The 12,547-nt window shown below is 61.8% G+C and carries 13 protein-coding genes; 10 read left to right on the forward strand and 3 right to left on the reverse strand.

All coding sequences use genetic code 11. From position 1 onward, the window contains the following. Both A9K68_RS24620 and hutC read left to right on the forward strand, forming a co-directional pair. The gene (locus A9K68_RS24620; protein ID WP_065007892.1) at nt 1–1,002 is read left to right on the forward strand and encodes an alcohol dehydrogenase catalytic domain-containing protein; all 1,002 of its coding nucleotides are present in this window, start codon (nt 1–3) and stop codon (nt 1,000–1,002) included. Continuing rightward, nucleotides 1,002–1,736, forward strand: coding sequence for a histidine utilization repressor (gene hutC / locus A9K68_RS24625; protein WP_029355923.1), 735 nt, complete (start codon nt 1,002–1,004; stop codon nt 1,734–1,736). The genes A9K68_RS24620 and hutC overlap by 1 nt, the downstream gene beginning before the upstream one ends. 31 nt (nt 1,737–1,767) lie before the next feature. Here hutC and A9K68_RS24630 read toward each other — a convergent pair whose 3' ends face one another. The 3 genes from A9K68_RS24630 to A9K68_RS24640 form a co-directional block, all read right to left on the reverse strand. Continuing rightward, the gene (locus A9K68_RS24630; RefSeq protein ID WP_065007948.1) at nt 1,768–1,977 is read right to left on the reverse strand and encodes a hypothetical protein; all 210 of its coding nucleotides are present in this window, start codon (nt 1,975–1,977) and stop codon (nt 1,768–1,770) included. 146 nt (nt 1,978–2,123) lie between these two features. After that, nucleotides 2,124–4,292: an amylo-alpha-1,6-glucosidase gene (locus A9K68_RS24635; RefSeq protein WP_065007893.1), complete on the reverse strand. Its 2,169-nt coding sequence runs from the start codon at nt 4,290–4,292 to the stop codon at nt 2,124–2,126. A gap of 76 nt (nt 4,293–4,368) precedes the next feature. After that, nucleotides 4,369–5,463 (reverse strand): glycosyltransferase family 4 protein, encoded by a 1,095-nt coding sequence (locus A9K68_RS24640; protein ID WP_065007894.1) that lies wholly within the window; start codon nt 5,461–5,463, stop codon nt 4,369–4,371. A 177-nt stretch (nt 5,464–5,640) separates the two neighbouring features. On the opposite strand from A9K68_RS24640, the gene A9K68_RS31445 reads away from it, so the two are divergent. The 8 genes from A9K68_RS31445 to A9K68_RS24675 all read left to right on the forward strand — a co-directional run bounded on the left by A9K68_RS31445 (nt 5,641) and on the right by A9K68_RS24675 (nt 12,233). After that, nucleotides 5,641–5,787: a hypothetical protein gene (locus A9K68_RS31445; RefSeq protein ID WP_203546862.1), complete on the forward strand. Its 147-nt coding sequence runs from the start codon at nt 5,641–5,643 to the stop codon at nt 5,785–5,787. Between the two features lie 64 nt (nt 5,788–5,851). Beyond that, nucleotides 5,852–6,052, forward strand: a complete 201-nt coding sequence (locus A9K68_RS24645) for a hypothetical protein (RefSeq protein WP_065007949.1) — start codon at nt 5,852–5,854, stop codon at nt 6,050–6,052. A gap of 308 nt (nt 6,053–6,360) precedes the next feature. Continuing rightward, complete coding sequence (locus A9K68_RS24650) at nt 6,361–7,116, forward strand: ABC transporter ATP-binding protein (RefSeq protein ID WP_065007895.1); 756 nt, start codon at nt 6,361–6,363, stop codon at nt 7,114–7,116. Then, complete coding sequence (locus A9K68_RS24655) at nt 7,109–7,855, forward strand: ABC transporter ATP-binding protein (protein ID WP_065007896.1); 747 nt, start codon at nt 7,109–7,111, stop codon at nt 7,853–7,855. Before A9K68_RS24650 ends, A9K68_RS24655 begins: the two co-directional genes overlap by 8 nt. A 55-nt stretch (nt 7,856–7,910) precedes the next feature. Beyond that, a complete protein-coding gene (locus A9K68_RS24660) occupies nt 7,911–9,098 on the forward strand; it encodes an ABC transporter substrate-binding protein (protein WP_246811428.1) in 1,188 nt (395 codons plus the stop codon). A 70-nt stretch (nt 9,099–9,168) separates the two neighbouring features. Next, nucleotides 9,169–10,056, forward strand: a complete 888-nt coding sequence (locus tag A9K68_RS24665; RefSeq protein ID WP_029355907.1) for a branched-chain amino acid ABC transporter permease — start codon at nt 9,169–9,171, stop codon at nt 10,054–10,056. Nucleotides 10,057–10,115: 59 nt separating this feature from the next. After that, nucleotides 10,116–11,039: a branched-chain amino acid ABC transporter permease gene (locus tag A9K68_RS24670; RefSeq protein WP_240992869.1), complete on the forward strand. Its 924-nt coding sequence runs from the start codon at nt 10,116–10,118 to the stop codon at nt 11,037–11,039. 249 nt (nt 11,040–11,288) lie between these two features. Beyond that, nucleotides 11,289–12,233 (forward strand): lipid kinase, encoded by a 945-nt coding sequence (locus tag A9K68_RS24675; RefSeq protein ID WP_065007898.1) that lies wholly within the window; start codon nt 11,289–11,291, stop codon nt 12,231–12,233. Nucleotides 12,234–12,547: the final 314 nt, after the last annotated feature.

Raw genomic sequence — 12,547 nt, forward strand, 5'->3', positions numbered from 1 at the left:
ATGAAGGCTGCCAGACTCCACGCGGCGGGCGATTTGCGGGTTGAGGATGTCCCGTCTCCCGGCGAACCCGCGCCTGGCTGGGTGCGGCTCAAAGTGGCGGCTGCCGGCATCTGCGGCTCGGACCTCCACAACTTCCGCACCGGTCAGTGGATCAGCCGCGCGCCGAGCGTCGCCGGGCATGAGTTCGCCGGCGAGGTGACAGCCGTGGGCGCCGGCGTGTCCCAGTTGGCCTGCGGAGATCGGGTCGTCGCCGATTCGCGTTTCTGGTGCGGCGAATGTCCTGCTTGCCGGGCCGGCCTGCATAATGTCTGCGCCAGACTGGGCTTTGTAGGCGAGGTTTGCGACGGCGGCTTCGCGGAAGAGACGGAGCTGCCGGCGCGGCTGCTCCTGCGCCACGACCCGGCGCTCGATCCCGCAATCGCCGCCATGGCGGAGCCGCTGGCGGTCGCCCTGCACGCCGTCCGGCGACTGTCGGCGCCGGCCGGGGTGCCGGTACTTATCGCCGGTTGCGGCCCGATCGGCGGGCTGGCTGCGCTGCTCCTGTCGCGGCACGGTGAGAGGCCGGTCCTGGTCGCCGACCGCAATGCGGCGCGTGCGGATCTTGTGGCCGAGGTGAGCGGCGCGACCGTCGTCGACCTGGACGCCCCGCCCTGTGATCCCAATCTGCGCCATGCAATCGACGCGACGGGAAACGTGGCGGTGATGGCGCAACTGCTCGAGCTCCTGGCCGGGGGTGGCACGCTGGCGCTGGTCGGCATATCGCACGGCCGCCTCGATCTCGACCCCAATCTCCTGGTCGAACGCGAGATCGCGCTTGTCGGTTGCCACGCCTTCGCCGACGAGCTTGCGCCGGCCGTCGCGATGCTTGGTGATCTCGCCCCCGCGCTGTCGCGCTTCGTGTCCGAAGAGATCGTGATCGGCGAGATTCCCGCCGCCTACCAGCGCCTGATCGCAGGCACGAGCGGCGGGTTGAAGACCATCATCCGAATGGAGAGAGGATGATGATCAGGCTTCCCGAAACCGCCGGGCCCCTCTACGAGAAGGTCAAGGACTACGTGCTCGGCAACATCGGCAGCGGCAAATGGCCGAAGGACCGCAGGCTGCCTTCCGAAAACGAGCTGGTCAGCACGCTTGGCGTCTCGCGGATGACTGTGCACCGGGCGCTGAGGGAACTGACCTCGGAAGGCCACCTCCTGCGCATCCAGGGCGTAGGCACCTTCGTGGCGCCGCCGAAACCGCAATCGGCCCTCATCGAAATCAGGAACATTGCCGGCGAGATCGCCGCGCGCGGCGCACGCCACAGGGCCGAGGTCGTCGTCCTCGAGAAGATCCGCAACCCGGCGCTGGACCTCATTGTCGCCTTCGAGTTCACGCGCCGCAGACCGGTCGCCCATTCGATCATCGTGCATTTCGAAGACGAGGTGCCTGTCCAGCTCGAGGAGCGGTTTGTCAATCCGGCACTCGCACCGGACTACCATCGGCAAAATTTCGTTGCGACCACCACCTACGACTATCTGCAGCGGGCGACGCCGCTGACGGAAGTGGAGCACGTGATCTCGGCCGTCGCCGCAGAAGAGATGGCGGCCCGCCATCTGATGATTCGCCCCGGCGACCCCTGCCTGCTCCTGCATCGGCGGACCTGGTCGGGCGCGGCGGTCGCGACCGTCAACAATCTCACCTATGTCGGCAGCCGCTATTCGCTTGGCAGCCGCTACGCGCCCTCACCCGCCGCATAGCAGCAACGGCCCGCCAAGCGGGTGGGCAGCGTCATCGGCCCAACGGCTGCCTTGATAGGGAAATCAGTTCTGCCTCGTCGATCACGCCGGCCATATAGTTGGCAATAATGCGAGACGCGAGCGCCTCACGCTGACCAGTCGATTGACTTTCAAGCTTGAGGTGTTCGAACGCTCGAGCCAGCAGAGCCAACTCGGATGGATCAAAAATACCAGCTTCCTCAGCTTTTCGACGGATCGCCATGGCTTCCTCAAAGACGATGACTTGTCTTTGCAACGTTTCCCGCGACATTGTGTTCCTGGAGGTGCTCAAGACCAGCTTGGCCGCGCGCGCCCTTGCTAGCCATCAGCTGACAGCGGCTAACCCCAGCGGCCGCTAGCCGGCCTGCGCTAAGAGCGCACCACCAGAGGCACCAGCCCTTCATGGCGATGGTCGAGATAGCACACCACGCGGTCGCCAATGCGCTCGAAGATGAGATCGACTTTCGCCTCGCCAATGGCCAGATGGCGGATAACAATGTTGTCGATACCGATCGGCAGCCGCGGGCGTTCCACAGTGATCTCGCGTTTCCAGCCGTCGACCCGGATGCCCAGGCAGGCCTGCAGCATCATGAACGCGGAGCCTGCCGACCATGCCTGCGGCAGACATGCGACCGGGTAGGCCACCGGTGAATCGCTCGCCGCGCGCGTAAAGCCGCAAAACAGCTCCGGCAGGCGCATGTTGAAACGGACCGCCGCCTCGAACATGCCGCTCATCAGCTTCACGACGCTGTCGCGCTCGTGATAGCGGGCGAGCCCGGAGGCGCAGAGTGCGGTGTCGTGCGGCCAGATCGAGCCATTATGATATGACATAGGGTTGAATGGGATCTCGTCGTCGGCCAGTGTGCGAACGCCCCAACCGCTATGGAGATGACCAGAGAGCAGCTGGGTGGCGACTGACTTAGCCCGTTCCGCCGCCGGCAGCCCGACATAAAGCAGGTGACCGGCATTGGACGTGCGAACCGCGCATTGCTTGCCTTGTCCGTCGATTGCCAAAGCATAGAAATCGCGGTCCGGCATCCAGAAATGCGTCTCCACTGCCTGACGGATCCTCTCTGCCAGGGCGCTCCAGTGCGCCGCCTTTGCGTCGTCGCCGCGCCTGGCGGCCAGCGCCGCCATCCCTTGATATGCGGCGAAGGCATAACCTTGCACCTCGACCAAGGCGATCGGTCCTTTGGGGATCGTGCCGTCGGCATGAAAGACGGCATCGGAACTGTCCTTCCAGCCTTGGTTGAACAGACCCGTGTCGGCCGCCCTGTTATAGGTTACAAAGCCATCCCCGTTGCGGGCTCCGACCTCTTCCATCCATGCAGTGGCAGCGCCCAGGGAGTTCCACATGCGATCGACGAACGCCTCGTCTCCGGTGCGATCGGCGTAGGAGGAAGCCAGGTAGACATAGAGTGGCGTGGTGTCGACGCCGCCATAGTAGCGGCCGAACGGCAGTTCGCGCAGCACGGCCATTTCCCCCTTGCGGGTTTCATGCATGATTTTGCCAGGCTCGGCATCGTCGAATACAGAGGTCTCGGTCGATTGATAGTGGGCAAGGAAGGCCAGGACCCCACGAGCAAGGTCCGGATTGAGCCAAAGCATCTGCAAGGCGGAAATGACGCCGTCGCGGCCGAAAGCGGTCGAAAACCAAGGGATGCCGGCATATGGGTATGGCCCGGTCTCCAGATCGGTCGTCAGCAGCGCGATGTCGGCGCGCGTGCGTGTCAACCAGTCATTGAACACGCGCCCGGAGCTGAAGACGGTGGCGCCCTGCCGGCGCTTTGAGCGCATGGCGAAGCGGGCTCGCGCAGCGGCCGCGCGAAAGCGGTCGCTGGAAGGAGTTTCTTCGCTGTGGCCGACCTCCAGGTACAATGCTCTGCTGTCACGCTTTGCCACGACAATGAGGAAATCGGCGTGATCGGGGTGCACCTGATCGGGCTTGATCGAGAATGCGATGGCCGATTGACGAGCCACATTGTCGAGGCCTTCATATCGGAACGTTACGCTCGCCTCGCCGACCAGTGCGTCATGCGCGCGACCGCGGCGGCTACGCATAGTGCCGCGCACCTCGAACATGTCACGGAAATCGGCGTCGAAGTCGAGCCGGACCGGCAGAACCACCTCGCGCGCGGAGTAGTTGGTGAACTTGATGCGTTCGAACATGCGGTCCTGCCAGATGAACCGCGTCCGATCGACGTGGACGACGCCCGGCAATGCTTCGCTGCCATTCGGCCCGATAGTTGCTAGATTGGTGAGATTGGCGGTGAATAGGATGTTGTCCTGCGACAGCGAGGCGCCGAGCAGCGACGGCATCCGGCCGCCAATGAACAGACGGAAGCGCGACAATACACGCGTGTCGTCGCGGAAAAGCCCGTCGCCGGTGCCGCGTATGTCGCCGTAGCTGTCTGCGACGACGAAGCAATCCTCGTGTTTCAGCGCAAATTGCCGATGCGGCTCGCGCGGTGCCGTTTCGTCGATTGCCGGCAGCGCCACGGCTGGATCAATCTTGCGGTCTTCGAGTTGAGTGGTCATGGTAACCCCTCCCGTTCAGAAGCGAACAAGGCGGCTCAGGCGCTGATCCGGACAGCCGAGCCGTCGCCTTGCTCGGTCAGGTAGACATAGTCATCATTGCGGCATTTTTAGCGCGCTTGTTTTGAGAACCAAATGCTTTCGTTATGTCGTCCGAGAGCGAGCCATAGATCGCCACGTAGTCGCGGCACATGCGCTCAACCGTGAATCGCTCTTCAAAAGTCCGTCGCACCCGTGCACGATCGATGCCGTTTATCCGCCGTACCGCGTCCACAGCTCCGTCGAGCGTGTCGACGATCAACCCGGACACACCATCGTCGATGACCTCCGGAACGGCGCCGCGTCTAAACGCTATCACAGGCGTGCCACAGGCCATCGCCTCAATGGTTACGAGTCCGAAGGGTTCCGGCCAGTCAATAGGGAACAAAAGCGCTGCCGCATTGCCCAAAAAGTCTGCTTTTTGCCGTTCGTCGATCTCGCCGATGAATTCCACGTTGGAATTTCGAAGCACCTTGGGTTCGACCCTCTCTTTCCAATATGATTGGTCTACCTTGTCGATCTTGGCGGCAATCTTCAGCGGCATTCCGGTACGCGCTGCGATTTCAATCGCTGTTTCCGGCCCCTTTTCCGGTGAGATGCGGCCGAGGAAGGCGAGATAGCCCGAGGCTTTCGGCCGAAAAGGGAGAAGATCGCGAGGCAGACCGTGATACACCGTTCCGATCCAATGGACAGGCGGCATGGGCCAGCGTTGATCGTAAGAAATCGAAACCAGCGGAATGTCATCAAACATCGCATAAAGCTGCGCCAGATCCGGGAGGTCGAGCCGTCCATGAAGTGTCGTAACGGTTCGCTCGGCAAAGTCCCGGACTACGGGGAAGTGGAGAATATCGATGTGAAAATGCAGCACGTCGAATTCATCGGCCCGCCTGCGCACCTGTTCAAGCATCATCACGTGCTGGGGAATATCGTGCCGGACCCTGGGATTCAGGCGCAATGCAATATCGCAACACGGTACCAATTCGGCAGAGGTGCGTGAATCACCGCTGGCGAACAAGGTCACATCATGCCCCTGCCGAACAAGCTCCTCAGTCAGATATGAAACTATTCGCTCGGTCCCGCCATAGGTCCGCGGCGGCACGGCTTCGGTAAGGGGGGCGATCTGGGCAATTTTCATCTGCAACACTTCTCGAAAGTGAAGGTCACCCTTCAAAAAGCTCCGACGGCAATCCCCTTCCTCGCATTCATTGCGGTGCGGTCCTCCTCGCCAACTCTCGAAGCGCCGATATGTTCCCGGCGGGAACAATCGCCGAGTCAGGGGAGTTCAAGCAGATGGACCAACAGGAGAACCAGGATGGTTACGAAGCTTCAGGACACAAAGGCCGTCAAGGGATCGAGCGACGAGCATGGCGGCAACCGCGGCGGCAATCAGGAGAAGAAGGACAAGCCGCAAAAGAGCAGCCAGGCTGCCGGCAAGGATCCAAACCGCGGCGAGGCCTGAACGATGCCTGCCCCGCAGGCGGACCGTAATGGCTGCGATCCCGACCATCGATAGGAGTGGCACCATGACAAAGACCAACTTGTTTACGAAAGCCGAGCATCCTGTATCGGGAAAGAGGGCAAGCGGCAGCGACAAGGCCAAGGAACCGGCCAAGGGCGGCGCCCAAGCCAGGAACGCCCAGGAATGGGGCGGCGGATCGAAAGCGTCGAAGGGCAAGATCACCCGGGCAGACCGGGAAAACTCCAACTCGAGCCAGCGCAGCTAAGCTTTTGCATTCATCTAACTCAGTCGCCGCGGATTTCGAACTGCTTGGACGGGATGGGTTCGGATTGGGGTGGTTCGGATTACAGGCCCATCTCGCCTGTCGTCTGCCCCTTCGACGTTGCAATTCGAAAATGATCGAAGGCCCCGTGCCAGAGCGCCGGCAATTGCGGCCTTGACGCGATGTGCATTAGGTCGTTTGTTGCGGGCGGGAGTGCCACGGGAGGAAACCATGGAAGTCACCCTGGGGGCGGATAGCCTCGCAGCGCGGTTCCACGTTTTCACGCCAATGACCGGCGAAGGCTCCCGCGCATGAATTCCGGAGCGATCCTCGAAGCAGCGGGATTGACTAAGGAATTTGGGGGTTTCGTCGCTGTCAGCAATGTCAACCTGACAGTCGAGCGAGGATCGATCCACGCGCTGATCGGGCCCAACGGCGCAGGCAAGACGACCCTCTTCAACTTGCTGACCAAATTTCTCCAGCCGACGCGCGGCGCGATCCGTTACCAAGGCCGCGACATCACCAGGATGCAGCCGGCCGACATTGCGCGGCTGGGCCTTGTGCGCTCCTTCCAGATATCGGCGGTGTTTCCGCACATGACGGCACTCGAGAATGTCCGCATCGCGCTGCAGCGCCGGCGCGGCGACAGTTTCGATTTCTGGCGTTCCGAGAAAGTGCTCTCCAAGCTCAATAGCGAGGGTGCGGCTCTTCTCGCCGATGTCGGCCTGACCGAGTTTTCGGATATCCGCGCCAGCGATCTGTCCTACGGCCGCAAACGCGCGCTTGAGATCGCGACGACGCTGGCGCTGAACCCTGAGATGCTGCTCCTCGACGAGCCTATGGCCGGCATGGCGCAACAAGACATCGAGCGCATCTCGGCGCTGATCCGGCGCATCTCCAAGAACCGCACCATTTTGATGGTTGAGCATAATCTTTCGGTCGTAGCCTCGCTGTCGAACCGCATCACCGTGCTCGCGCGCGGCAAAGTCCTCGCCGAAGGCGACTATGCCGCGGTTTCCAAGGATCCGCGCGTTATCGAAGCCTATATCGGGGCCGGACATGGTTGAAGCTGAACTGACGAGCAGGCCGGCTCCTGCCCCCTCGGCGAGACCGCTGCTGCGCGTCGATGGCCTGCAGGGCTGGTACGGCGAGAGCCATGTGCTTCACGGCGTGAGTTTCGAGATTGGCGAAGGCGAAGTGGTGACGCTGCTCGGCCGCAACGGCGCCGGCAAGACGACGACGCTGAAGGCAGTCATGGGCATCCTTTCCAGGCGCTCGGGCTCGGTCACCTATGACGGCCGCGAGACGATCAAGCTGCCGTCGCGGTTGATCGCACAGATGGGCATCGCCTACTGCCCAGAGGAACGCGCGATCTTTTCCAGCCTTTCGGTCGAGGAGAATTTGATGCTGCCGCCGCAGGTGCGCCCCGGTGGGCTCAGCGTCGAGCAGATTTTCGAGCTTTTCCCGAACCTGAAGGAGCGGCTTTCGAGCCAAGGCACCAAGCTTTCGGGCGGCGAACAGCAGATGCTCGCCATCGGCCGGATCTTGCGGACGGGCGCGAAGCTTTTGCTGCTCGATGAGCCGACCGAAGGGCTTGCGCCCGTCATCGTGCAGCAGATCGGCCGCACCATTGCCCGGCTCAAGGACGAGGGATTCACGATCGTGCTCGTTGAACAGAATTTTCATTTCGCCGCGTCGGTCGCGGACCGTCACTACGTGGTCGAACAGGGGCGCGTGATCGACACGATCCCCAATGACGAACTCGACGCCAACATCGACAAACTGCACGCCTATCTCGGTGTCTGAGGCAATCATCAACGGCGCGTTGCGCCGCAATCGGAGGAGAGTAGCGATGAAAAAAATGGGGTTTATTCTGGCTTCGCTGACGAGCCTGCTGATGGCCGGCACGGCCCATGCCACGGATGTCAAGATCGGCGTTCTGAATGACCGTTCCGGCATCTATGCAGACATCGCCGGTGAAGGTTCGGTCATCGCGGCCCAGATGGCGGCGGAAGACTTCAAGGCGGCGGACAAGGGCATCAACGTGTCGATCGTCTCCGCCGACCACCAGAACAAGCCGGACGTCGGCTCAAACATCGCCCGCCAGTGGTACGACACTGAAAATGTCGATGTAATCGCCGACGTGCCAACCTCGTCGGTGGCGCTCGCTGTCAACGAGATCACCAAGGAGAAGAACAAGATCTTCCTCGCCTCGGGTCCGGCCTCGTCCGACCTCACCGGCAAAGCATGTTCGCCCAACACCGTCCACTGGACCTACGACACCTGGGCACTTGCCAACGGCACGGGCTCGGCCATGGTCGCAGAAGGCGGCGATAGCTGGTTCTTCGTCACGGCAGACTACGCCTTCGGCCACGCGCTCGAGCGCGATACGTCGGCGGTCGTCGAAGCATCGGGCGGCAAGGTTCTCGGCGCTGTCCGTCATCCTTTCCCCGGCCAGGACTTCTCGTCCTTCCTGCTGCAGGCTCAAGGGTCGGGTGCCAAGGTCGTCGGCCTCGCAAATGCCGGCGGCGACACGATCAACGCGGTCAAGCAGGCGTCGGAATTCGGCATCACGCAGGGTGGCCAGGCGCTCGCCGCCCTGCTGATGTTCATCAATGACGTGCATGCGCTTGGCCTCGACGTGGCGCAAGGCCTCGTGCTCACCAGCGCGTTCTACTGGGACAAGGACGATCAAACGCGGGCATTCTCTGCCCGCTTCCAGGAGCGGAATGCCGGACAAAAGCCTTCGATGATCGAGGCGGGAGTCTACGCTTCGGTCCTGCATTACCTTAAAGCCGTCGAGGCCGTTGGTGACAAGGATGCGGCCAAGGTGATGGCCAAGATGAAGGAAATGCCGACCGACGATCCGCTGTTCGGCAAGGGTACGATCCGCGCCGACGGGCGCAAGCTGCATGACATGTATCTGTTCCGCGTCAAGAAGCCGGACCAGTCGAAGGGGCCATGGGACTATTTCGAGACGGTGGCCACCATTCCGGCCGACAAGGCGTTCCGCTCGCTCGCCGAAGGCGGCTGTTCGCTCGTTAAATAAGCGAGCCCTCGCCAACGACGCGCCGAACCGCTCGGCGCGTCGCCTCGTCGACAAGTCAGCTGGAGCGACCATGTTCGAACTGCTTGGAATTCCGCCGCAGGTCCTGTTCGGCCAGTTGCTGCTCGGGCTGATCAATGGGTCCTTCTACGCGGTTCTGAGCCTCGGGCTGGCGGTCATCTTCGGTCTCTTGAACATCATCAATTTCACGCATGGCGCGCAGTACATGCTGGGCGCCTTCGGCGCTTGGATGCTGCTCAACTATCTCGGCGTCGGTTACTGGTGGGCTGTGTTCATCGTTCCGCCGATCGTCGGCGTCACCGGGATCGTGCTCGAGCGCGTGCTGATCCGACGGCTCTATCACCTAGACCATCTCTACGGGCTGCTTCTCACTTTCGGCCTGGCGCTGATAATCGTCGGCTTCTTCCGCCAGTTTTTCGGCGTATCTGGCCTGCCTTACCCGCCGCCGCCGCTTTTGACCGGCGGGCATAATCTCGGTTTCATGTACCTGCCCAATTCGCGCGCCTGGGTGATTGTGGCTTCCCTGATCGTGTGCCTCGCGACCTGGTTCATCATCGAAAAGACCCGGCTTGGCGCCTATCTGAGGGCAGCGACCGAGAACCCGACGATGGTCGGCGCGTTCGGCATCAACGTGCCGCTGCTGGTCACGCTCACATATGGCTTCGGCGTCGCACTCGCGGGTTTCGCCGGCGTGCTCGCCGCGCCGATATACGCAGTCAATCCGAACATGGGGGCAGACCTGATCATTGTCGTCTTCGCCGTCGTCGTCATCGGCGGCATGGGCTCAATCCTGGGCTCGATCCTCACCGGCTTTGGGCTTGGGTTGATCGAGGGCCTGACCCGCGTGTTCTATCCGGAAGGCTCGGCCGTGGTGATCTTTGTCATCATGGCGCTCGTGCTGCTCGTCAAACCCGCCGGTCTGTTTGGGCGGAGTGTGTGATGGCAACCGACACCAACCCGATCGCTATGGCGACCATCACGTCCGTTGGCGCCGCGGGCATGCCCCGTCATCACCTTGCGATCTTCGCGGCGCTTTTCGTCTTCCTCATCGCCGCGCCATTCCTGCTCTATCCGATCTTTGTCATGAAGGTGCTGTGCTTCGCGCTGTTTGCCTGCGCCTTCAACCTGTTGCTCGGCTTTGGTGGCCTCCTGTCCTTCGGCCACGCAGCCTATTTCGGCATGGCAAGCTACGTCTCGGCCCATGCGGCAAAGGTGTGGGGTCTGACGCCTGAACTTGCCATTATCGCGGGCACGCTGGTGGCAGCCGTGCTCGGTCTCGCCATCGGTTCCCTCGCCATTCGCCGCCACGGCATCTATTTCGCCATGGTGACACTGGCTTTTGCGCAGATGATCTATTTCTTCTCGCTGCAGGCGGCGTTTACCGGCGGCGAGGACGGCATCCAGGCCGTACCGCGCGGCCATCTGTTCGGGCTGATCGACCTGCGCTCGAGCGAAGTCCTCTATTTCTTCGTGCTCGCCGTCTTCTTCGCCGGCATATTGCTGATCTACCGGATTATCCATTCGCCGTTTGGACAGGTGTTGAAGGCGATCCGCGAGAACGAGCCCCGCGCGATCTCGCTGGGCTATCGGGTCAACCGCTACAAGCTCGCCGTATTCGTGCTGTCGGCCACGCTCGCCGGCGTCGCCGGTGCAACCAAAGCAATCGTGTTCCAATTGGCGTCGCTTACCGACGTCTACTGGACCATGTCCGGCGAGGTCGTGCTGATGACGCTCTTGGGCGGCATGGGCACAGTGTTCGGACCGATCGTCGGCGCGGCAGTCATCGTCACGATGCAGAACTACCTCGCGACATTCGGCGACTGGGTCACCATCGGCCAGGGCATCATCTTCGTTGTCGCGGTGCTGTCGTTCCGGGAGGGCATCGTTGGCGTCCTGGCAAAATGGATCCGGAAGCCGCTCTGAACGAGCATGAGGCCGAAATTTCGGATCATCGACGGTCGACATCGAGAAGTCGACTCACAAAGACGTTTGAGCGTCAGGTTCGGCCAAGTTAGCCGCAGCGGATGCGGGCGACAGCGTCCCCAACCGTGCAGATTCCTCATCGGATGTGACAACCAGCAATTCGGGCTGTTACGAAAATTCAACTCTGGCGCCTTCCCAGGCGCGCGTGTTGACGTCGCAATCCGCAGGCTCGCACCCTATCTACGCCGCATGAACGACATCACGAACAGACGCGCGCTTCTACTCGTCAATCCGAAGGCACGACGTGGGCAGGAATCTATCGCACCGGTCGTCGAGCGGCTGGAAGCCGGTGGGCTCCGCGTCAGCGTCGAGACGTTTGAGGCGCTGCCCGAGATAGCACGCGACATCGTTCGCGTTCGCCATAGGGCCGATCTTGTGATCGTGTGCGGCGGCGATGGCTCGGTGTCCTCGGCGGCGGTCGCGGTTATGGAAAGCCGGCTGCCGTTGGGTATCATTCCGATGGGGACGGCGAACGATATGGCGCGCACCCTCGAAATACCGTTGGATTTGGGGAAGGCGGCCGACGTGATCGTAGAGGGCGGACGACGTCTGATCGACATCGGAACGGTCAATGGTCACGCTTTCTTTAACGTTGCGAGCATCGGCCTCAGCACCGACCTTGCGCAGGGTCTCGATCCGGCGCTGAAGAAGCGTTTCGGCAGGTTTGGCTATGCCTTGGCGGCCATGAAAGTGTTGACCAAGGCCCGCCTCTTCGAAGCAAGGATTACCGAAAAGGGCGTAGCGACCGAAGTCAAGACCTACCAGATTGCAGTCGGCAACGGCCGCCACTATGGCGGCGGCAACATTGTCGAGGAGACGGCGGAGATCGATGACGGTCATCTCGACCTGTACAGCCTGGAAATGACGAACCTCTGGAAAATGGCGCTTATGCTGCGCTCGTTCCGCTCAGGCACGCATGGCGCCTGGAGCGAGGTTCGCACAGCGAGATGCGTCGAGTTTGACATCGAGACGAAAAGGCCAATGCCGGTGAACACTGATGGGGAGATCGTCACCTCGTCCCCGGCGCATTTCAAGGTCCACCCGAAGGCGATTTCGGTGTTCGCGCCTGCTGGCGCGCGCATACAGCCCAGCACAAAGGTGCTTGATGATGCGGTCACCGCAAATAGCGGATAGACTGGCGATCAAGCGCGCGTCGAATAAACCCAACCGCCTGCGGTCATCTCTCGATCAGGAGCCCGCGCCTCTGGAACAAGGACGCGGGCGATCGGGCAACAGCAATTGTCATCAGCGAGAACACGCCGCAAAGCCGCTAACTTCGTCTCAAAGCCTTTATTCCAGACGCAAAAGCCCGCCGCACCTTTCGGCGCTGCGGATGAGCGCGACCGAGTAAAACTTGTCCGAGAGTGTCTGACGCAGACGATCCATCAGAAATTATTCATCATCTCCGGGATCGTCGACGAGGCAGCCGGCGCATGACAACCCTGCTA

Source organism: Mesorhizobium sp. AA22 (assembly GCF_001672375.2).
Lineage (GTDB): Bacteria > Pseudomonadota > Alphaproteobacteria > Rhizobiales > Rhizobiaceae > Mesorhizobium > Mesorhizobium wenxiniae.

Bases quoted from the DNA above. Each gene is read 5' to 3' on its own strand.
- hutC (WP_029355923.1), top strand. From the start codon at position 1,002: ATGATCAGGCTTCCCGAAACCGCCGGGCCCCTCTACGAGAAGGTCAAG.
- A9K68_RS24675 (WP_065007898.1), top strand. From the start codon at position 11,289: ATGAACGACATCACGAACAGACGCGCGCTTCTACTCGTCAATCCGAAG.
- A9K68_RS24650 (WP_065007895.1), top strand. From the start codon at position 6,361: ATGAATTCCGGAGCGATCCTCGAAGCAGCGGGATTGACTAAGGAATTT.
- A9K68_RS24660 (WP_246811428.1), top strand. From the start codon at position 7,911: ATGGGGTTTATTCTGGCTTCGCTGACGAGCCTGCTGATGGCCGGCACG.
- A9K68_RS24665 (WP_029355907.1), top strand. From the start codon at position 9,169: ATGTTCGAACTGCTTGGAATTCCGCCGCAGGTCCTGTTCGGCCAGTTG.
- A9K68_RS24635 (WP_065007893.1), bottom strand. From the start codon at position 4,292: ATGACCACTCAACTCGAAGACCGCAAGATTGATCCAGCCGTGGCGCTG.
- A9K68_RS24670 (WP_240992869.1), top strand. From the start codon at position 10,116: ATGCCCCGTCATCACCTTGCGATCTTCGCGGCGCTTTTCGTCTTCCTC.
- A9K68_RS24645 (WP_065007949.1), top strand. From the start codon at position 5,852: ATGACAAAGACCAACTTGTTTACGAAAGCCGAGCATCCTGTATCGGGA.
- A9K68_RS24655 (WP_065007896.1), top strand. From the start codon at position 7,109: ATGGTTGAAGCTGAACTGACGAGCAGGCCGGCTCCTGCCCCCTCGGCG.
- A9K68_RS24630 (WP_065007948.1), bottom strand. From the start codon at position 1,977: ATGGCGATCCGTCGAAAAGCTGAGGAAGCTGGTATTTTTGATCCATCC.
- A9K68_RS24640 (WP_065007894.1), bottom strand. From the start codon at position 5,463: ATGAAAATTGCCCAGATCGCCCCCCTTACCGAAGCCGTGCCGCCGCGG.
- A9K68_RS31445 (WP_203546862.1), top strand. From the start codon at position 5,641: ATGGTTACGAAGCTTCAGGACACAAAGGCCGTCAAGGGATCGAGCGAC.
- A9K68_RS24620 (WP_065007892.1), top strand. From the start codon at position 1: ATGAAGGCTGCCAGACTCCACGCGGCGGGCGATTTGCGGGTTGAGGAT.